This window comes from Streptomyces sp. NPDC104814 (assembly GCF_055583185.1).
This window is the reverse complement of sequence record NZ_JBVJOL010000002.1, coordinates 161,939-181,381: the sequence shown is the minus strand read 5'-3', so window position 1 is coordinate 181,381 and position 19,443 is coordinate 161,939. Positions and strand designations below refer to the sequence as shown.

At 72.7% G+C, this 19,443-nt stretch carries 21 protein-coding genes; 5 read left to right on the top strand and 16 right to left on the bottom strand.

Translation table 11 applies throughout. The features are described from left to right. Nucleotides 1–44 precede the first annotated feature (44 nt). Together ACZ64A_RS09410 and ACZ64A_RS09405 are read left to right on the top strand one after the other, a co-directional pair. Entirely contained in the window at nucleotides 45–311 is a 267-nt protein-coding gene (locus ACZ64A_RS09410) for a protealysin inhibitor emfourin (RefSeq protein WP_469809307.1), read from the top strand. A gap of 58 nt (nucleotides 312–369) precedes the next feature. Next, complete coding sequence (locus tag ACZ64A_RS09405) at nucleotides 370–1,674, top strand: GH1 family beta-glucosidase (RefSeq protein WP_469809306.1); 1,305 nt, start codon at nucleotides 370–372, stop codon at nucleotides 1,672–1,674. A gap of 70 nt (nucleotides 1,675–1,744) precedes the next feature. Here ACZ64A_RS09405 and era read toward each other — a convergent pair whose 3' ends face one another. Continuing rightward, nucleotides 1,745–2,698 carry a GTPase Era gene (gene era / locus ACZ64A_RS09400; RefSeq protein WP_469809305.1) on the bottom strand — a complete coding sequence of 318 codons (954 nt, stop codon included), beginning with the start codon at nucleotides 2,696–2,698 and terminating at the stop codon, nucleotides 1,745–1,747. A gap of 175 nt (nucleotides 2,699–2,873) precedes the next feature. Between era and ACZ64A_RS09395 the strand changes: the two genes are divergently transcribed. Next, the gene (locus ACZ64A_RS09395) at nucleotides 2,874–4,184 is read left to right on the top strand and encodes an ammonium transporter (RefSeq protein WP_469809303.1); all 1,311 of its coding nucleotides are present in this window, start codon (nucleotides 2,874–2,876) and stop codon (nucleotides 4,182–4,184) included. Beyond that, nucleotides 4,181–4,519 carry a P-II family nitrogen regulator gene (locus tag ACZ64A_RS09390; protein WP_469809302.1) on the top strand — a complete coding sequence of 113 codons (339 nt, stop codon included), beginning with the start codon at nucleotides 4,181–4,183 and terminating at the stop codon, nucleotides 4,517–4,519. The genes ACZ64A_RS09395 and ACZ64A_RS09390 overlap by 4 nt, the downstream gene beginning before the upstream one ends. Before the next feature lie 105 nt (nucleotides 4,520–4,624). Here the strand turns inward: ACZ64A_RS09390 and ACZ64A_RS09385 are convergent, their stop codons facing one another. The 8 genes from ACZ64A_RS09385 to ACZ64A_RS09350 all read right to left on the bottom strand — a co-directional run bounded on the left by ACZ64A_RS09385 (nucleotide 4,625) and on the right by ACZ64A_RS09350 (nucleotide 12,240). Next, nucleotides 4,625–4,978: a cytidine deaminase gene (locus ACZ64A_RS09385; RefSeq protein WP_469809301.1), complete on the bottom strand. Its 354-nt coding sequence runs from the start codon at nucleotides 4,976–4,978 to the stop codon at nucleotides 4,625–4,627. Nucleotides 4,979–5,070: 92 nt separating this feature from the next. Further along, entirely contained in the window at nucleotides 5,071–5,430 is a 360-nt protein-coding gene (locus ACZ64A_RS09380; protein WP_469809300.1) for an MmcQ/YjbR family DNA-binding protein, read from the bottom strand. Beyond that, nucleotides 5,427–6,737, bottom strand: coding sequence for a hemolysin family protein (locus ACZ64A_RS09375; RefSeq protein ID WP_469809299.1), 1,311 nt, complete (start codon nucleotides 6,735–6,737; stop codon nucleotides 5,427–5,429). The genes ACZ64A_RS09380 and ACZ64A_RS09375 overlap by 4 nt, the downstream gene beginning before the upstream one ends. A 4-nt stretch (nucleotides 6,738–6,741) precedes the next feature. Continuing rightward, nucleotides 6,742–7,239, bottom strand: a complete 498-nt coding sequence (gene ybeY, locus ACZ64A_RS09370; protein WP_469809298.1) for an rRNA maturation RNase YbeY — start codon at nucleotides 7,237–7,239, stop codon at nucleotides 6,742–6,744. Between the two features lie 14 nt (nucleotides 7,240–7,253). Next, a complete protein-coding gene (locus ACZ64A_RS09365; protein WP_469809296.1) occupies nucleotides 7,254–8,324 on the bottom strand; it encodes a PhoH family protein in 1,071 nt (356 codons plus the stop codon). Between the two features lie 381 nt (nucleotides 8,325–8,705). Beyond that, nucleotides 8,706–9,824 carry a carbohydrate kinase family protein gene (locus tag ACZ64A_RS09360; protein ID WP_469810146.1) on the bottom strand — a complete coding sequence of 373 codons (1,119 nt, stop codon included), beginning with the start codon at nucleotides 9,822–9,824 and terminating at the stop codon, nucleotides 8,706–8,708. Between the two features lie 176 nt (nucleotides 9,825–10,000). Next, nucleotides 10,001–11,290 carry a glucarate dehydratase family protein gene (locus ACZ64A_RS09355; protein WP_469809295.1) on the bottom strand — a complete coding sequence of 430 codons (1,290 nt, stop codon included), beginning with the start codon at nucleotides 11,288–11,290 and terminating at the stop codon, nucleotides 10,001–10,003. Then, the gene (locus tag ACZ64A_RS09350; protein WP_469809294.1) at nucleotides 11,287–12,240 is read right to left on the bottom strand and encodes a 5-dehydro-4-deoxyglucarate dehydratase; all 954 of its coding nucleotides are present in this window, start codon (nucleotides 12,238–12,240) and stop codon (nucleotides 11,287–11,289) included. The genes ACZ64A_RS09355 and ACZ64A_RS09350 overlap by 4 nt, the downstream gene beginning before the upstream one ends. Before the next feature lie 301 nt (nucleotides 12,241–12,541). Between ACZ64A_RS09350 and ACZ64A_RS09345 the strand changes: the two genes are divergently transcribed. Further along, nucleotides 12,542–13,804, top strand: a complete 1,263-nt coding sequence (locus ACZ64A_RS09345) for an MFS transporter (RefSeq protein WP_469809293.1) — start codon at nucleotides 12,542–12,544, stop codon at nucleotides 13,802–13,804. Between the two features lie 137 nt (nucleotides 13,805–13,941). Here ACZ64A_RS09345 and ACZ64A_RS09340 read toward each other — a convergent pair whose 3' ends face one another. The 7 genes from ACZ64A_RS09340 to ACZ64A_RS09310 form a co-directional block, all read right to left on the bottom strand. Continuing rightward, nucleotides 13,942–14,931 carry an adenosine deaminase gene (locus tag ACZ64A_RS09340; protein WP_469809292.1) on the bottom strand — a complete coding sequence of 330 codons (990 nt, stop codon included), beginning with the start codon at nucleotides 14,929–14,931 and terminating at the stop codon, nucleotides 13,942–13,944. 20 nt (nucleotides 14,932–14,951) lie between these two features. Beyond that, the gene (locus ACZ64A_RS09335) at nucleotides 14,952–15,857 is read right to left on the bottom strand and encodes a ribonuclease Z (RefSeq protein WP_469809291.1); all 906 of its coding nucleotides are present in this window, start codon (nucleotides 15,855–15,857) and stop codon (nucleotides 14,952–14,954) included. A gap of 5 nt (nucleotides 15,858–15,862) precedes the next feature. Next, nucleotides 15,863–16,216 carry a histidine triad nucleotide-binding protein gene (locus ACZ64A_RS09330; protein WP_469809290.1) on the bottom strand — a complete coding sequence of 118 codons (354 nt, stop codon included), beginning with the start codon at nucleotides 16,214–16,216 and terminating at the stop codon, nucleotides 15,863–15,865. 72 nt (nucleotides 16,217–16,288) lie between these two features. Continuing rightward, nucleotides 16,289–16,804 (bottom strand): hypothetical protein, encoded by a 516-nt coding sequence (locus ACZ64A_RS09325; protein ID WP_469810145.1) that lies wholly within the window; start codon nucleotides 16,802–16,804, stop codon nucleotides 16,289–16,291. Nucleotides 16,805–16,863: 59 nt separating this feature from the next. Then, nucleotides 16,864–17,256, bottom strand: coding sequence for a VOC family protein (locus ACZ64A_RS09320; RefSeq protein WP_469809289.1), 393 nt, complete (start codon nucleotides 17,254–17,256; stop codon nucleotides 16,864–16,866). A 19-nt stretch (nucleotides 17,257–17,275) separates the two neighbouring features. Beyond that, complete coding sequence (locus tag ACZ64A_RS09315) at nucleotides 17,276–18,022, bottom strand: 16S rRNA (uracil(1498)-N(3))-methyltransferase (protein WP_469809288.1); 747 nt, start codon at nucleotides 18,020–18,022, stop codon at nucleotides 17,276–17,278. Next, entirely contained in the window at nucleotides 18,019–19,146 is a 1,128-nt protein-coding gene (locus ACZ64A_RS09310; RefSeq protein ID WP_469809287.1) for a nitronate monooxygenase, read from the bottom strand. The genes ACZ64A_RS09315 and ACZ64A_RS09310 overlap by 4 nt, the downstream gene beginning before the upstream one ends. Between the last annotated feature and the right edge of the window lie 297 nt (nucleotides 19,147–19,443).

Genomic DNA, 19,443 nt, shown 5'->3' with positions numbered 1-19,443 from the left:
CGTTCTGGGTGCGGACGCCGTGGTTTCGTACTAGACAGTCACCCATGCGGATCGAAGTACGGCGCACGGGCGGTTTCGCGGGCATCGAGCGGCACGGCGAGGTGGACACCGCGGGCCTCCCCGACGCGGCCGAGTGGCACGCCCTGGCCGAGCAGGCACTGGCGGCGGGCCGGCCCGGCCCGTCGGCCGGGGTGCCCGACGGCTTCCACTACCGGATCACGGTGGACGGGACGACGGTGTACGCCGCCGACCCCCAGCTCACCGAGGAGCAGCGCACGCTGATCTCGCGGATCCTGAAGGAGGGTGCCTGAACGCCCTTGCCGTGCAGGGGTGTTGACGCGGGTTACCGTCGGTACGGATGATCCGCCCATGGCGACGGATCCCCTCCCGCAGTTCCCGCCCGGCTTCCTGTGGGGCGTGTCCACCTCGGCCCACCAGATCGAGGGGGCCGTCGACGAACGCGCCCCCTCCGTCTGGGACGCGTTCACGGCCGAGCCGGGCCGGGTGAAGGACGGCTCGACGGCCGCGGTGGCCTGCGACCACTACCACCGCCACCGCGAGGACGTGGCACTGCTCGCCGGCCTCGGCGTGGACGCGTACCGCTTCTCGATCTCCTGGCCCCGGGTGGCCTCCCCCGGCGGCCTCGGCTTCTACGACCGTCTGGTGGACGAGCTGTGCGCGGCGGGCGTGCGCCCGGTGCCGACCCTCTTCCACTGGGACCTGCCGGTGGACCTGGACTGGCAGGAGCGGGACACGGCCGCCCGTTTCGCCGAGTACGTCACCACGGTCGCCGACCGCCTCGGCGACCGCGTGACACAGTGGATCACCCTCAACGAACCGGCCGAGCACACCCTGCTGGGCCATGCCCTCGGCGTGCACGCCCCCGGCAAACGGCTGCTGTTCGACGCGCTGCCGGTCGCCCACCACCAGCTCCTCGCCCACGGCCTCGCGGTCGCGACGCTGCGGGCCCGCGGCGCGGCGTCCGTCGGCATCGCCAACTCGCACGGGCCGACCTGGCCGGCGTCGGACGCCGAGGAGGACAGGACGGCGGCCGACTTCTACGACGTCCTGCTCAACCGCCTCTTCGCCGACCCCCTCCTGCTGGGCACCTACCCGCAGGGCCTGGGCGAACTGATGCCGGGCGACGTCGAGGCCGACCTGAAGCTGATCGCCGCGCCGCTGGACTTCTACGGCGTCAACTACTACGCCCCGACGAAGGTGGGCGCCCCGCAGGGCGCGGACGCGGAGTTCGGCGGGATCCGCATGCCGGCCGAACTGCCCTTCTCCGTACGGGAGATCGAGGGCGTCCCGGTCACCGACTTCGGCTGGCCGGTGGTGCCACAGGCGCTGACGGAACTCCTCACGGCCTTCCGAGACCGCTACGGCACCCGCCTGCCCCCGATCGTCATCACCGAGAACGGCTGCAGCTACGAGGGCGTCGACGACCAGGACCGCATCGCCTACCTGGACGCCCACGTCCGGGCCCTGCACGCGGCCCTGGACGCCGGGGTCGACGTCCGCGGCTACTTCGTGTGGACGCTGATGGACAACTTCGAGTGGGCCGAGGGCTACGCCCGCCGCTTCGGCCTGGTCCACGTGGACCACGCGACGCAGCGACGGACCCCGAAGGCGTCGTACGCCTGGTACCGGGAGCTGCTGCGGGCCCAGCGCTGACCGCTGCTGCGGGCCCGGCGCCGACGGCCGGGCCTCGCGCCTACCGGTGGAAGCGGGGCGGCGGCCGGCGTCAGAAGCCCAGCTTGCGCAGCTGCTTCGGGTCGCGCTGCCAGTCCTTGGCGACCTTCACATGCAGGTCGAGGTAGACCGGGGTGCCCAGCAGCGCCTCGATCTGGCGGCGGGACTTGATCCCGACCTCCTTCAGCCGCTTGCCCTTGGGCCCGATGATGATCCCCTTCTGACTGGGCCGCTCGATGTAGACGTTGGCGTGGATGTCCAGCAGCGGGCGGTCCGCCGGGCGGTCCTCGCGCGGGAGCATCTCCTCCACGACCACCGCGATGGAGTGCGGCAGCTCGTCGCGCACGCCCTCCAGCGCGGCCTCACGGATCAGCTCGGCGACCATCACCTGCTCGGGCTCGTCCGTCAGGTCGCCCTCGGGGTAGAGCGCCGGGCCCTCGGGCAGCAGCGGGATCAGCAGGTCGGCCAGCAGGTCCACCTGCTTGCCCGCGGTCGCCGAGACCGGCACGATCTCCGCCCACTCGATGCCCAGCTCCCGGCCGAGCTGGTCGATCGCGATCAGCTGTTCGGCGAGGGCCTTGGAGTCGACCAGGTCGGTCTTGGTGACGATGGCGACCTTGGGGGACTTCTTGATGCCGGCCAGCTCCTTGGCGATGAAGCGGTCGCCGGGGCCGATCTTCTCGTTGGCCGGCAGACAGAAGCCGATCACGTCGACCTCGGCCCACGTCGTGCGGACGACGTCGTTGAGCCGCTCACCGAGCAGCGTGCGCGGCTTGTGCAGCCCCGGGGTGTCCACGAGGATCAGCTGGGCGTCCGGGCGGTGCACGATCCCGCGCACCGTGTGGCGCGTGGTCTGCGGCTGGTCCGCGGTGATCGCCACCTTCTGCCCCACCAAAGCGTTCGTGAGGGTGGACTTGCCCGCGTTGGGGCGGCCCACGAAGCAGGCGAAGCCGGCGCGGTGGACGCTGTCGCCCGGCTGCTCGGATGACTGGGTACGAACGCTCATGGCGTTCATTGTCCCTGATCCACGAAGTCCCGCCGTACCGGTCCACGCGCCCCCGCCCCACCGTGAGCCTCCGGTAACGCTCAGGCAATGAAACGCCACGGAAACACACCCGTACGCGTCCGGAAACGCACACGGGTGAACCTCTGACGCAGCCCCCGCACCGTTGGAGACGCCCGTGACCCTCGCCGCCGCGCACGTCGACACCGGCGACACCGCCTGGCTGCTCGCCGCGACCGCCCTCGTCCTGCTGATGACCCCGGGCCTGGCCCTGTTCTACGGCGGCATGGTCCGCGCGAAGAGCGTCCTCAACATGCTGATGATGAGCTTCGTGTCGATCGCCCTGGTCACCGTGGTCTGGCTGGCGGCCGGCTACTCGCTGGCCTTCGGCGACGACGCCTTCGGCGGGCTCATCGGGGGGCTGGGGCAGGCCGGCCTGCGCGGCCTCGGCCCGGACAGCGTCCACGGCACCGTCCCCACCGTGCTCTTCGCCACCTTCCAGCTGACCTTCGCGATCATCACGGCCGCGCTGATCAGCGGCGCGGTCGCGGACCGGACGAAGTTCAGCGCCTGGCTGGTCTTCGTGCCGCTGTGGGCGCTGCTCGTATACGTTCCCGTCACCCACTGGGTGTGGGGGCCGGGCGGCTGGATCGGGCATGAACTCGGCGCCCTCGACTTCGCCGGCGGCCTTCCCGTCGAGATCACCTCCGGCGCTTCCGGCCTCGCCCTGTGCCTGGTCCTGGGGCCGCGGCTGGGCTTCAAGAAGGACGCGATGCGGCCGCACAACCTGCCCATGGTGGTCCTGGGCGCGGGTCTGTTGTGGTTCGGCTGGTTCGGCTTCAACGCCGGCTCGGCGCTCGGCGCGAACGGTCTGGCGGCCGAGGCGTTCCTCAACACCCTGGCCGCCGGCTGCACCGGCCTGCTCGGCTGGCTCTTCGTGGAGCAGCGGCGCGACGGCCACCCGACCACCCTGGGTGCCGCCTCCGGCGCGGTCGCCGGCCTGGTCGCGATCACCCCGTCCTGCGGCACGGTGTCCCTGCTGGGCGCCCTCGCGGTGGGCCTGGCCGCGGGCGTGGTCTGCTCCTACGCGGTGAGCTGGAAGTTCAGGCTGAACTACGACGACTCCCTGGACGTCGTCGGCGTCCACCTGGTCGGCGGGATCGTCGGCACCGTCATGATCGGCCTGTTCGCCGAGAAGGCGATGACGGGCGGCGTCGAGGGACTGCTCTACGGCGGCGGCCTCGCCCCGCTCGGCAAGCAGCTGGTCGCCGTGGCCGTCGTGGCGGCCTACGCCTTCGCGGTGACGTACGGCCTCGGCAGGGCGCTCGACAAGGTCATGGGCCTGCGGGCGAGCGAGGAGCAGGAGCACACCGGCCTGGACCTTACGGTGCACGCCGAGACGGCATACGATCACGGCGTCCTGGGCCACGGCGCCCCGGTCGCCCACTCGCTCGTCTCCACCGCCCAGAAGGTCACCTCCCAGGCATGAAGCTCATCACCGCGATCGTCAAGCCCTACCGCCTCGACGAGGTCAAGACCGCGCTCCAGGAGCTGGGCATCCAGGGTCTGACCGTGAGCGAGGCCAGCGGCTACGGCCGTCAGCGCGGGCACACCGAGGTGTACCGGGGCGCCGAGTACCAGGTCGACCTGGTGCCCAAGGTCCGTATCGAGGTCGTCGTCGAGGACGCGCTGGCCGAGGACGTGATCGACGCGATCGTGAAGGCCGCGCAGACCGGCAAGATCGGCGACGGCAAGGTGTGGGCACTGCCCGTCGACACCGTCGTCCGGGTCCGCACGGGCGAGCGCGGACCCGACGCCCTGTAGTTTCTGCCTCGGCCCGGTACCGGCCCTGACTCAGCCGCCGTCCCGGCCACCGTCCGGAGCCGCCGTCCCGGCCGCTGTTCCGAGCCGCCGCCCCGAGCCGCCGGCTCAGCCCGCGGTGACGGTCTCGCGCACCTCGCCGTCCGGGCCCGCCAGCAGCACCGGCGTCCCGGCCCCGCCGAGGTCGCGTACGGCGGCCAGGTCCTCCGCCGACGCCGCCCCGGCCTCCGTCACCACCGCCGCCGCCTCCAGCGACTTGGCGCCGGACGCCACGGCCATGGCGACCGCGGTGCGCAGCGCGCTCAGCTTCAGCGAGTCCAGCGCGACGGTACCGGCGACATAGGTACGGCCGGTGTCGTCGCGGACGGCGGCCCCCTCGGGCACACCGTTGCGGGCCCGGGCCGATCGGGCCAGGGTGACGATCTTGCGGTCCTCGGCGTCGAGCGCGTTGCTGTCGGTCATGCCCCGAGCATACGAACAAGCACCCCGGCCGTCCGCCCACGGGGTGCAGGATCAGCGCCGAGCACCGGTGAAAACGACCGGACTTGACGGATCTAGGGCCGGTCCAGCCGTAGCCGCTGCGCGCGGGGGAGGCCGGCCACGACCAGGTCGTAGGAGTCCTCCACCAGCTCGCGGAGCAGGCGGTCGGGGAGGGCGCCGTCCACGGTGACCGTGTTCCAGTGGCGCTTGTTCATGTGCCAGCCCGGCACGATCAGTCCCTCGTGCTCGCGGCGCAGCCGGATCGCGTCCTCCGGGTCGCACTTGAGGTTGACCGTCAGGGGCCGCGCGTCCAGCTGGGTCAGCGCGAACATCTTGCCCAGCACCTTGAACACCGAGACCTCGGGGCGGAACGGGAAGTCCTCCTCGGCCTCGTTGAACGACAGGCACAGGGCGCGCAGCTCCTCGGGGGTCACTCCGCCTTCTCCTCCTCGCCGTCGGACTCGTCCGCCGGGGCGACCGGCTCGACCAGCACCGTGACGATCTTGTTGCGCCGGCCGGCCGCGGACTCGGCGGTCAGCCGCAGCTTCCGGCCGTCGGGCAGTTCGACGACGCTGGAGGCACCGGCGATGGGCACCCGGCCGAGGGCCTTGGCGAGCAGGCCGCCGACGGTCTCCACGTCCTCGTCGTCGTAGGCCTCCAGGCCGTACAGCTCGCCGAGGTCGCCGATGTCGAGGCGGGCGGTGACCCGGAAGCGGTCGGCGCCCAGTTCCTCCACGGGCGGCAGCTCCCGGTCGTACTCGTCGGTGATCTCGCCGACGATCTCCTCGAGGATGTCCTCGATGGTGACGATGCCGGCCGTGCCGCCGTACTCGTCGATGACGACGGCGACGTGGTTGCGCTCCTTCTGCATCTCCCGCAGCAGGTCGCCGGCGTTCTTGGTGTCGGGGACGAACACGGCGGGACGCATGGCCGTGGAGACCAGCTCGCTCTCGGCGTCCCGGTTGATGTGCGTCTTGCGGGTCAGGTCCTTGAGGTAGACGATCCCGACGATGTCGTCCTCGTTCTCGCCGGTGACCGGGATGCGGGAGAACCCGGAGCGCAGGGCGAGGGTGAGGGCCTGCCGGATCGTCTTGTACCGCTCGATGGTGACCAGGTCGGTGCGCGGCACCATGACCTCCCGCACGAGCGTGTCGCCCAGCTCGAACACCGAGTGCACCATGCGCCGCTCGTCGGCCTCGATCAGCGACTCGGCCTCGGCGAGGTCGACCAGCGCGCGCAGCTCCGCCTCGGAGGCGAACGGGCCGCGGCGGAAGCCCTTGCCGGGAGTGAGCGCGTTGCCGATGAGGATCAGCAGCGACGGGATCGGCCCCATGACCCTGGCCAGCGGCAGCAGCACGTACGCCGCCGCCGTCGCGGTGTTCAGCGGGTGCTGGCGGCCGATCGTGCGCGGGGAGACCCCGACGGCGACGTACGACACGAGCACCATCACGGCGATGGCGACGAGCAGCGCGGTGGCGGTGCCCTGGAACTCCTGCAGGCAGGCGTAGGTGACCAGCGCGGCGGCGGCCATCTCGCAGGCGACGCGGACCAGCAGCGCCACATTGAGGTAGCGGGTGGGGTCGGCGGCGATCTGGGCGAGTTTGGCGCTGCCGCGGCGGCCGGACTTGACGGCTTCCTCGGCGCGGAAGCTGGAGACCCGCGCCAGGCCCGCCTCCGCGCAGGCGGCGAGCCAGGCGACGACGACCAGGGCGATCGCGCCGAGCACGAGTTGTGGACTCATGGGCCTACGACACGGTGGGCGCCGGGGACGGGCCGGTCAGGCCCCGCTCGGCGCGCCAGCCGTCCACGATGGCCGCCTGCAGGCCGAACATCTCGGCCTTCTCGTCCGGCTCCTCGTGGTCGTAGCCCAGCAGGTGCAGCACCCCGTGGACGGTGAGCAGCTGGAGCTCCTCGTCCATGGAGTGCTGCGTCGGCGCGTCGGCGCCCTGCTTGGCGGCGACCTCAGGGCACAGCACGATGTCGCCGAGCAGGCCCTGCGGGGGCTCGTCGTCGTCCTTGGACGGCGGCCGCAGCTCGTCCATCGGGAAGGACATGACATCGGTGGGTCCGGGCAGGTCCATCCACTGCACATGGAGCTGCTCCATGGCGTCGGCGTCCACGACGATCACCGAGAGCTCGGAGAGCGGGTGGATGCGCATCCGTGCGAGCGCGTAGCGGGCGATGTCGAGGATCGCCTGCTCGTCGACCTCGGTTCCGGACTCGTTGTTGACGTCGATCGACATGGTGCTGTGTGTGTCTACTTCCCCTTGTGCCCGGACTTGCCCCGGCTGGGCTTGTGCCCGCCGTTCTCGGTGCCGTGCGTGCTGTCGTACTTCTCGTACGCGTCGACGATACGGCCGACCAGCTTGTGCCGGACGACATCCTGCGACGACAGCCGGGAGAAGTGGACGTCCTCGACGCCCTCCAGGATCTCCTGGACCTGGCGCAGACCGGACTTCTGCCCGCCCGGCAGGTCGACCTGCGTCACGTCACCCGTGATCACGATCTTCGAGTCGAAGCCGAGGCGGGTGAGGAACATCTTCATCTGCTCGGGCGAGGTGTTCTGGGCCTCGTCCAGGATGATGAACGCGTCGTTGAGCGTACGGCCGCGCATGTAGGCGAGCGGGGCGACCTCGATCGTCCCGGCGGCCATCAGCCGCGGGATGGAGTCGGGGTCGAGCATGTCGTGCAGGGCGTCGTACAGCGGGCGCAGGTAGGGGTCGATCTTCTCGTAGAGCGTGCCCGGCAGGAAGCCGAGCCGCTCGCCGGCCTCGACGGCGGGCCGGGTGAGGATGATCCGGTTGACCTGCTTGGACTGCAGGGCCTGCACGGCCTTGGCCATGGCCAGGTACGTCTTGCCCGTACCGGCCGGGCCGATGCCGAAGACGATCGTGTGCTTGTCGATCGCGTCGACGTACCGCTTCTGGTTGAGGGTCTTGGGGCGGATGGTGCGGCCCCGCGAGGACAGGATGTTCTGCGTGAGCACCTGGGCCGGGGTCTCCGGCCCGTCGTTCGTCCCGGCGTCGCTCGCCTTGAGCATGGCGATCGAGCGTTCCACGGCGTCCTCCGTCATCGGCTGCCCGGTGCGGAGCACGAGCAACATCTCCTCCAGCACGCGCGAGATCAGGGCGACGTCCGCGGGGTCGCCGGCGGCGCTGATCTCGTTTCCCCGGACGTGGATGTCGGCCGCCGGGAAGGCCTTCTCGATCACACGCAGCAGGGAGTCGCCGGAGCCCAGAACGGTCACCATGGGGTGCTGGGCGGGGACGGTGAACTGTGCCTTCGCCTGCCCCTGCGCGGGGGTGTGAGCTGTGGGTGTCTGAGTCATGGGCCGGCGCCGCGCGCCTGCGGTTCCTCCTCGTCACGGCCGCGCATGGCTTCGAGCGGCCTCGCGACATCAAGGGTACGACGCGGGGCGGGCTTGACCGAAGAGCTTTTCGACGGCGGGGCTGTGCTTCCGGGCACGGGACGGCGGCCGGCCCGGAAGCACGGAGGACGACGCGGGCCGCCACACCGGCCCCGCGGAGGGGACGCGACACCGGGCGGGGGGGGACGCCGGGCGCCGGGCGGTCGAGGACGGCGGGCGCCAGGCGGAGGATGCGTAGGGCGCAGAGGGCGCCGGGTCGGGGACGGCGGGCGCCGGGCGCGGGCGGACGGGGACGGCGGGCGCCGGGCACGGGCGAACGGGGACGCGGGGCGCGGCGCGGCTTCACGCCGGGTTGCGGAAGCCGATCGTCGGGACCGCCCGGCGCAGGGGCCAGCAGGCCGTCTGCGCGTCGGGGACCAGGCCGTCGAGGAAGGCGTAGCGGTCCAGGGCCGTCGGGTTCTGGCCGTCGACCGAGCGGACCGTGCGCCACCACGCGCCGATCTCGGCCCAGCCCGGCGCCGAGAGCGAGCCGCCGAACTCCTGCACCGACAGCGCCGCGGTGAGCCCGGCGAAGGCGAGCCGGTCGGCCAGCGGCCAGCCGGCGAGCGTGCCGGTGACGAAGCCCGCGACGAAGACGTCCCCGGCGCCGGTCGGGTCCAGGGCCTCCACGGCGATCGCCGGGACCTCCGCGGACTCCCCGGTGCGCCGGTCCACGGCGTACGCCCCCTCCGCGCCGAGCGTGACGACCGCGACCGGCACATGGCGGGTGAGCGCGTGGGCCGCCGCCCGCGGGCAGTCGGCGCCGGTGTAGCGCATCGCCTCCTCCGCGTTGGGCAGGAAGGCCTCGCAGTGCTCCAGGTCGGCGAGGCCCGCCAGGTCCCACGCCCCGGTGTCGTCCCAGCCGACGTCGGCGAAGACACGGGTACCGCGGCTCGCGGCCGTGGCGATCCAGGGGGCGCGCCGGCCCGGTGTGAGGGAGGCGACGGCGGCGCGGGCGTGCGGCGGGTGGTCGGGGGCGGGCTCCTCCGGGGGCGGTTCGTGCCCGTGGGAGACCATCGTGCGCTCCCCCTCGTACGCCATCGACACGGTGACCGGGGAGTGCCAGCCGGGGACGGTCCGCGACGGTGTGAGGTCGATGCCCTCGCCCTGCTCCAGCGCGTCCCAGCAGTACTCGCCGTAGTGGTCGTCGCCGAAGGCCGCGGCCAGGGAGGTCCGCAGCCCGAGCCGGGCGAGCGCGGTGGCCATGTTGGCGACGCCGCCGGGGCTGGAGCCCATCCCCCGGGCCCAGGACTCCGTGCCACGGACGGGGGCGGAGTCGAGACCGGTGAAGATGATGTCGAGGAAGACGGTGCCCGTCAGGAAGACGTCCCAGGGCGGATCGTCTGCCGTGCGCAGGACGGCGAGCGGGTCGATCCGGGGCCGGCGGTCGCGGTCCTCTCCCATGGATCCCATCGGTCCCATGGCTCCGGTGGACGGGGTCACGGTGCGCTCCCTGACGTGGTGCGGATCTGGCCAGTCTGCACCACGGCACCGACAACGCGCCGCCCCGCCCGCCGGCACGCACCGCCACGACCGCGCGCCCCGCGTCGCTCGCCGCTGTCCGGAGGACCTGTCCGACGGCGCGGACGGCGGGGCGATCACCAGCGCGGGACGGACGGCGTGACCCACTGCGGGTCGACGGTCCGCATCGCGGCCGCGTCGTCGCGGTCGCGCAGCCGGCCGTCGTCCTCGAGCCAGCGCCGGTGCAGGAACGCGAGCCTGCCGGGGTCGAGTTCGACGCCCAGACCCGGTGCGTCCGGCACGGCGACGCACCCGCCGTCGAACGTCAGCCGCTCGGTGAGGACGTCCTCCGACTGCCAGGGGTAGTGCGAGTCGCAGGCGTGGTGCAGGTTCGGCACGGTGGCGGCGACGTGGGTCATCGCGGCCAGCGAGATGCCGAGGTGGGTGTTGGAGTGCATGGACACCCCGACGCCGAAGGTGCGGCACAGCGCGGCGAGCTGCTGGGTGGTGCGCAGTCCGCCCCAGTAGTGGTGGTCGGAGAGGACGACCTGCACGGCGTCGCGTGTGAACGCCTCCTTGATCTCCGCGAACGTCGTCACACACATGTTGGTGGCGAGCGGCACGTCGGTGTGCCGGGCGACCTCGGCCATGGCCGGGGTGCCGAGCGCGGGGTCCTCCAGGTACTCCAGGACGTCCGCGAGTTCCGCGGCGACCTTCAGCGAGGTCTCGACGGACCAGGCCCCGTTGGGGTCGAGCCGCAGCGGGCGGCCGGGGAAGGCCCCGGCGAGCGCGCGGATCGCCGCGACCTCCTGCTCGGGCGGGAAGACGCCGCCCTTCAGCTTGTAGGAGGTGAACCCGTACCGCTCGGTGAACAGCCGCGCCTGCGCGACGATCCCGGCCGGGTCCAGGGCCGCCCCCCAGTCGTCCTTCTCCGACCTCACGCCCTCGGGGTGCTCGGCCCACTTGTAGAACAGGTACGCGCTGTACTCGACCGCGTCGCGCACCTTGCCGCCGAGCAGCGCGTGCACGGGCAGCCCGAGGGCCTTGCCGAGGGCGTCCAGGCAGGCGACCTCGAAGCCGGAGACGACGGACAGCCGCAGCTTGTCGGCCGTCTGCACACCGCGCAGCCCGCCGACGTCGACCTGACCGGAGATGCGTGAGGAGTCCACGGCGATCTCCTCGGCCACGGTGAACAGCCCGTTCAGATCGCTCACCGCGCGGCCGGCCAGCCGCTGCGCGAACGGCCGGGCCAGCTCCAGGTACTTGGTGTCGCCGTACGTCTCGCCGACACCGGTGATCCCGTCGGCGGTGACCACCTCCACGATCAGCCGCGGGGTGTACGGCTGGTGGACGCCCTGGGTGTTCAGCAGCGGCGGGTCGGCGACCAGGACCGGTGTGAGCCGGACATCGGCGATGGTCAGGTTCACAGGGCGGCTCCTACGAGGTCGAGTCCGGCGGCGAGCAGGGTCTTCAGGTCGGCCAGGTCGGCGGCCGAGGGATCGGTGAGCGGGGCGCGTACGGGTCCGACGGGAGCGCCGCGCAGCCGGGCGGCCGCCTTGATCAGGGACACGGCGTATCCGGGGACCCGGTCGCGCAGTTCGACGAGGGGGACGTAGAAGCCGCGCAGCAGCGTGCCGGCTTCGGCGTCGTCACCGGCGCGCAGGGCGGCGAGGAAGGCGTGCGCGATCTCGGGGGCGAAGGCGTGGACGGCGGAGGAGTAGGCGGGCACGCCGACGGCGGCGTAGGCGCGGGCCTGGATCTCGGCGGTGGCGGCTCCGTTGAAGAACAGGAAGTCCGCGGGCGCGGCAAGGGTGAGGCGCTGGAGCTTGTCCAGGTCGCTGTGGCCGTCCTTGAGACCGATGACGTTCGGGATCCCTGCGATGCGCCGCAGGGAGGCGGTGGTGTAGGCGACCTGGCCGCGCTGGTAGGCGATCAGCGGCAGCGCGGTGCGGGCGGCGAGCGCTTCGAGCTGGGCGACGAGCCCGTCCTGGGTGGCGTCGACCAGGTAGTGCGGCAGGACCAGGAGGGCGTCGGCGCCGGCTTCCTCGGCGATCCGCGCGAAGCGGGCGGCCTGGGCCCAGCCGTACCCGGTGCCGGCGACCACGGGCACCCGGCCGGCCGCCTCGGTGACGGCGGCGGTGACGACCTGCCGGTACTCGTCCTCGTCGAGGGAGAAGAACTCGCCGGTGCCGCAGGCGGGGAAGAGCGCGCCGGGTCCGGCGGCGAGCTGCGCGGCCACATGCGCCCGGCAGCCGTCCGGATCGAGGGTGCCGTCGTCGTGGAAGGCGGTGAGCGGGAAGGAGAGCACGCCGCTCGCCATCCCCTGGCGCAGCCTGCACGCCACGTCCGTGCGCCGGTCGTCGGCCACTGATCTCATCTCCCCACGCGGACACTGTCCATGTATGTAGACAGAGGTTATGAATACGAACAGGCGGCGTCAATGGGGCCGAGAGTCGTCGGGGGCTCGATCAGCACGGGGAGCACGGGCAGCGCGAGGGCGAGCGCGCGCTTTTACCCCGCCTCACCGGCACCAAACCAGAGCGTGCGCCACATCACACCCCCCGCCCTTCTTCCGGGCCGCCGCGCTTGATACAAATTCTGCGCGCGTTCCTGTCCGTCGACGGTCGTCGCCCATCCCCCCTTCCGTGCCGCTCCTTTCGCATGCCCTGGGAACGCCCGTGTCCGCCCCCCGCACCACGCCCTGGCCCCTCGTCGCCCTTTTCACGGCCGGGTACCTCGCCCCCTACCTGCTGCCGACCACCGTCGGCCGCCTCGACTCCGGCCTGCCGCTGACGGCCACTCAGGCCGGCGCGGTCGGCAGTGCCCTGCTGCTCGGCTCGGCCACCGCCGGCTTCCTCCTGGCCTCCCGGGTGGAGCGGATCGGCGCCCGCCTCCTGGCCCGCCTCGGCCTCGCTCTCGCCGTGCTCGGTTACGGCGGCGCCGCGCTCACCACCGCCGTACCGGCCGTCGTCGCGGGCGCGGTGATCGGCGGGTTCGGCTCGGGCACGATCACGGCGGTCGCCGCCACCGGCATCGCCGGGCAGCGCGATCCGCACCGCACGACGACCCTCGGCCTCCTCGGTGTGTCGGCCCTGGCCGCAGCCCTGTGCCTGACGATCCCGCACCTGGGCCCGGGCCACGCCCAGCCGCTGGCCGCGATCGCCCTCACCGCGCTCGCCGTCTGGCCCCTGACGAGCCGTCTGTCCGCCTCCACCGCCGCCGCGCACGCGCGCCGCGCCCCGGCCGCCCGCACCCGCCTGCCCCAGCTGCGGGCCGGTCTGCTGCTGGCCGCCGCGATGCCGTGCTGGTCCCTCGCGCAGAACGCGCTGTGGGGAGTGAGCGGCCGCATCGGCCTGACGCAGGCCCACCTGTCGGAGTCGGCGGTCGGCGCCGTGTTCGCCGTGGCGCTGGTCGCGGGACTGCTCGGCGTGACCGGTGCGGGTGCGCTCGGCCCGCGCTTCGGCCGCACCGCGCCCATCGGCGCCGGCACGGTGCTGATCGCGGGCTGCATCGCGCTGAGCGCGTCCGCGACCGGTCCGACGTCCTTCGCGGCCGGCGAGATCGCCTGGAACGCGTTCTACCCGATCGTGCTGTCGTACCTCATCGGCCTGGCCGCCTCCCTCGACCCGCAGGGCCGCTGGGCGGTGCTGGTCGGTTCGGCCTCGTCCCTCGGGACGGCGGCGGGCCCGCTCACCGGCAGCCTGCTGGCCGCGCAGGCCGGGTTCCCGGTGATGGGCACGGTGCTGGCGGCCGGACTGCTGGTGATCGCCGTACCGATGACGGTCGTCGCCCGGACGGCGGGCCGGCGCCCGCTGCCGGTGGTCGAGATCCCCGTGGAGATCCCGGCCGTGGCCGCGAACGCCGGTCAGACCCCGGCCGTGGTCGAGATCCCCCTGGAGACGCCGGCGGCACTGGCCCGCGAGACGACCCCGGCCGCCTAGAGTCTGTTCCGGCCCTCCCGGTCTGCCGCGCGGGTCTGTTCCGGCCCTCCCGGTCTGCCGCGCGACGCCGTGCAGGCCCTGGAAGACGCCGACAGCCCCGGAAGACGCCGTACAAGGCGGGAAGGCGCCCTGCGGCCCTAGAAGACGTACCCGTCGACCTCGGCGAGGTAGCGTGCCCGGCGCTCCTCGTCGTCGTCCAGGAAGGACGCGAGGAAGGAGTTGCGGGCCAGCTCGCGCAGCCGGTCCTCGCTCAGGTGCAGCTCACGCCGGACGGCGTCGAAGTTGTCGCCGGCGTAGCCGCCGAAGTAGGCGGGGTCATCGGAGTTGACCGTGCACAGCAGCCCGGCGTCGAGCATGGCGGGCAGCGGGTGCTCGGCGAGGACGTCCACGGTCCGCAGCCGGACGTTGGACAGCGGGCACAGCGTCAGCGGCACGCGCTCGCGCACCAGCCGCTCGACCAGCGCCGGATCCTCCATGCAGCGCAGCCCGTGGTCGACGCGCTCGACGCCGAGGACGTCGAGGGCCTCGGTGATGTACTCCGGCGGCCCCTCCTCCCCCGCGTGCGCGACGCGGCGCAACCCGAGCGCGGCGGCGGCCTCGTACACCTCGCGGAACTTCACCGGCGGGTGCCCGACCTCGGCGGAGTCGAGCCCGATCCCGGTGATCCGGTCCAGGTAGGGCTTCGCCGCGTCCAGGGTCGCCAGGGCCGACTCGGCTGACTCGTCGCGCAGGAAGCACATGATCAGCCGGGTGGAGACGCCGTGACGGGCCTCGCTGTTGCCCAGCGCACGCCACAGCCCTTCCACCACCGTGCCCATCGGCACACCCCGTGCGAGATGGGCCTGCGGATCGAAGAAGATCTCCGCGTGCCGCACGCCCTGGGCGGCCGCGCGGGCGAGATAGGCGTCGGCGAGCTCCTCGAAGTCCCGCTCGGTGAGCAGGACGGCCATCAGGGCGTAGTACAGGTCGAGGAAGGACTGGAGATCCTCGAACCGGTACGCCTCGCGCAGGGCGTCCTCGTCGGCGTAGGGCAGCTGGACCCCGTTGCGCCGGGCCAGCGCGAAGGCCAGCTCGGGCTCCAGGGTGCCCTCGATGTGAAGGTGCAGTTCGGCTTTGGGCAGCGGCATCACAACAGGTTACGGCCAGGTCAGCGGCGCTTCGGAACCGGCACCCGGAGCAGATCGTGCGCCACGGTCAGCTCCCCCTCGAAGCCGGCGGCCCGCGCCTGCCGCTCGAACTCCTCCGGCTCGGAGTAGCGCTGACTGAAGTGGGTGAGCACCAGGTGCCGCACCCCGGCGTCCAGGGCCACCCGAGCCGCCTGACCCGCCGTCAGATGACCGTGGTCCGCGGCGAGCCGGGCGTCCTCGTCGAGGAAGGTGGACTCGATGACGAGCAGATCGCACCCCTCGGCCAGGGCGTGCACACCGTCGCACAGCCGGGTGTCCATGACGAAGGCGAACCGCTGCCCGCGCCGCACCTCGCTGACGTCCTCCAGCCGCACCCCGCCGAGCGCGCCCTCACGCTGGATGCGCCCGACGTCCGGCCCCTTGATCCCGTGCGCGGCGAGCTTCCCGGGCAGGATGCGCCGCCCGTCGGGCTCCACGATCCGGTACCCGAAGGACTCCACGGGGTGGGAGAGCCGACGCGCCTCCAGCGTGTACGCGTCCGTCCGCGCGAGCACCCCGTCCCCGGCCACCGGCGCCTCGGTGATCGGCACGGTCTCCCGGTAGGCCGTGGCGTACCGCAGCCGGTCGAAGAACCGCTGCCCGGAGCGCGGGTAGTGGGCGGTGACCTGGTGCGGGACCTGGTCGAGGTTGATCCGCTGGATCACCCCGGCCAGGCCCAGCGAGTGGTCCCCGTGGAAGTGCGTGACGCACAGCCGGTTCAGGTCGTGGGCGGCGACCCCGGCCCGCAGCATCTGCCGCTGGGTGCCCTCGCCGGGATCGAAGAGGATGCCCTCGCCGTCCCAGCGCAGCAGATAGCCGTTGTGGTTGCGGTGCCGGGTCGGGACCTGGCTGGCGGTGCCGAGGACGACCAGTTCGCGTACGGACACGGCGGCTACCCGGGCGGCCAGTTCAGCCCGCGCCCGCCGAGGACGTGGGCGTGCGCGTGCCAGACGGTCTGCCCGGCGCCGCTGCCGGTGTTGAACACCGTCCGGTAGCTCTCCAGCTTTTCCTCGTCGGCCACCGCCTGCGTCTCGCGCAGCACGTCCGCGGCCAGCTCGGGCGCCTCGGCGGCGAGCGCGGCGGCGTCCCGGTGGTGGGCCTTGGGGATCACCAGGACGTGGGTGGGCGCCTGGGGGTTGATGTCACGGAAGGCGATGGTCGTCTCCGTCTCACGGACGATCGTCGCCGGGACGCTGCCCGCGACGATCTTGCAGAACAAGCAGTCGTCCTGCGGCTCCCCTGCCATGCCTGTGCCTCCTCGCGCGGATGATCGCGTACGGAGGCATCGTAGCGAGTGGCTACGACAGCGCAGGCGACGTCACTTGCCCTGGACGGGCCAGCAGGTCGGATCGCCCTGGCACCAGATGGTCCGCGTGACGGTCACGGTGACGGTCGGCCGCCCCGGGCCTGGGCCGTTCCCCGGCGGCCTGATGGGTGAGGGGGTGGCGTTGCAGTCGCCCAGCCCGCTCACGTGGAACACCTGTTTCCCGCCGACCTTCGCGGTCAGGTCCCCGCGCACACAGGCCCCGTCCACGGCCCGGGTGACCTTGCCCGTCACGGTGATGTCCCTGCCGTCCTTGGTCTGCCCCCGGCAGTCGACGGTGGCGACGGTGTCCGCGCTCGCGGAGGGCGTGGCCCCGCGGTCGCCGTAGTCGGCGTTGCACGTCAGCCACCGCACGTCCACGTGCTGCCGCTCCAGCTCCTTGGTCGCCGTCCGGTCGGTGGTGTAGGCGACGGCGGCCGAACCGAGCCCACCGGGATCACAGGCCACGGCCCCGCCGACGACCACGACGACAAGGCCGGCAACGGAGAAGAGACGCCTCGAACCGCCCATGCCCAGCAGCGTCCCACCACCGCACGCCGCGCGGTAGACCGCATACGGCCACCGCGCGCTCACCCGCGCAGCAGCAGCCACTCCTGAAGCTCCACCACATTGCCCTCGGGGTCCTTCAGATGGGCGACGCGCATCCGGTCCGTCATGGGCGCGGGCCCGTGCAGCAGCTCGGCCCCGCGGGCGGTGATCTCCTCGCAGTACCCGTCCAGGTCGTCCACCCGCAGCACCACCAGCGACCGGTGTCCCGTCGCCGTCTGCCCCAGCTCCCCCAGCACGGACGCCATCATCGCCCGGTCCTGCAACGCGATCCCCGCGGATCCCACCGCGGGGCTGAACTTCTCGTAGGGCCCCGACGCCGACCCCGACTGCGGCTTCAGCCCCAGCACGTCGGCGTAGAAGCGGTAGCACGTGGCGAAGTCGGTGACCAGCAGCCGCACTTGAGCCAGTTCCACGAGGCAACAACCCCCCGGGTCAGGACCACCGTCCGGTACGGCCGAGGAGCAGCGCCGCGGCCGCCGTCCCGGCGGTCGACGTACGCAACACCGTAGGCCCCAGCACGTACGGCGCGGCACCCGCCTGCCGAAACAGTTCCAACTCGTCACCGGCCACGCCCCCTTCGGGGCCGACGACCAGCACGATCTCACCGGACGCGGGCAAATCGGCGGTCGCCAGCGGCTCACTGGCGACGTCGAAGTCCGAGTGCAGGACACCGGCGAAGTCCGCCGTGGCCAGGAGCGCAGCGACCTGCTTGGTGGTGGCCGCGTCCGCGACCTCGGGGAACCGCACCCGCCGGGACTGCTTGCCCGCCTCCCGGGCGGTGTTGCGCCACTTGCCGAGCGCCTTCAGGCCCCGCTCGCCCTTCCACTGCGTGATGCAGCGCGCCGCCTGCCACGGCACGATCGCGTCCACCCCGACCTCGGTCATGGTCTCCACGGCCAGCTCGCCCCGGTCCCCCTTGGGCAGAGCCTGCACCACGGTGATCCGGGGCGCAGGCGCGGGCTCCTCCTCGACCGACGCAACGTCGACGATCAGCCGGTCCTTGCCCTCCACGCCGGTCACCGGGCACACCGCGTACCGCCCGGCGCCGTCGGTGAGGACGACCTCCTCGCCGACCTGGAGCCGCTTGACCGAGACGGCGTGCCGCCCCTCCGGCCCGTCCAGCACGAAGGGGCCCCGGCCCGCCCCGAACGACTCGACGACGAAAACGGGCGCCGTCATCGCCCCTCACCCCCATGGATCCCGGCCGACAACGCTGTCCGCGCCGCCTGGACCTCACCGGCCAGCAGCTCCACGAGCCGCCCGGCCGGCAGGGCCCGTGCCAGCCGGTGCCCCTGCCCCGCCCACAGCGCCATGCCCTGCGCGTCGCCCGCCTTCGCCGCGGCCTTGCGCAGCGGCGCGGTCAGATGATGGATCTCCGGATACGCGGCAGGCGCGTACGGGCCGTGCTCGCGCAGGAACCGGTTGACCAGTCCGCGCGCCGGTCTGCCGGAGAACGCCCGGGTCAGCTCGGTCCGCACGAACAGCGGGTTGGTCAGCGCGTCCTTGTGCACGGCGTGCGCCCCGGACTCCTCGGTCGCGAGGAACGCGGTGCCGAGCTGGGCGGCGCTCGCCCCCGCCGCGAGCACCGCGGCGATCTGGCTGCCCCGCATCAGGCCGCCCGCGGCGACCACCGGGATCGACACGGCCTCCCGCACCTGCGCCAGCAACGCCAGCAGCCCGATGCCGGAGCCGTCGTTCTCGGGGACGTCCCGGTGCGTGCCCTGGTGGCCGCCGGCCTCCACGCCCTGCGCGATCACCGCGTCCGCCCCGGACCGTTGCACGGCGACCGCCTCGTCCGCGGTGGTGGCGGTGACCAGGACGAAGGTGCCGACGCGGTGCAGGGAGTCGACGACCTCACGGCTCGGCACGCCGAAGTGGAAGGAGACCACCGGCACCGGGTCGTCGCGCAGCACGGCGAGTTTCGCCTCGTAGCCGTCGTCCCGCCCGCTGTCGGGGTCGCCCAGCTCGGTCTCGTACCAGGTGGCCTCCCCGGCCAGCTGGTGCGCGTAGACCTCGACGGCGCCGGCGTCGGGGGGCGCGGCGGCAGCCGCTGCGGTGGAGCCGGTGCTCGCACCGGGATACTCCTGCTGCGGCATGAAGACGTTGACCCCGAAGGGACGGCTCGTCAGGCTCCGCAGCTGTTTGATCTCCTGGTACATCCCGTCGGCGGTCTTGTACCCGGCGGCGAGGAAACCGAGGCCGCCCGCCTCGCACACCGCAGCGGCGAGCGGCGGTACGGAGACGCCGCCCGCCATGGGAGCCTGCACGATCGGATGGGGGAAGAGACCGGTCAGGGAGGACATGACCGCATGGTGTCACGTCCTCCGCACCGGTCCGAAACCGCCGCCCGATTGGCATAGGCCACCGGAAACGTCCGGCTCACCACCCGTCGGCAGCGTCCAGCACGGCGCCCGGCACAAAGCCCGGCACCGCCGGACATCACCGCCCGTTGAAGGCGTCCTTCAACCGCGAGAACAGCCCCTGCTGCCCCGGCCGGCTGTGCCCGCCCGGGGGCCAACCCCCGGACCCCCGGCCACAACACAAAACCCGGCACCGCCGGACATCACCGCCCGTTGAAGGCATCCTTCAACCGCGAGAAC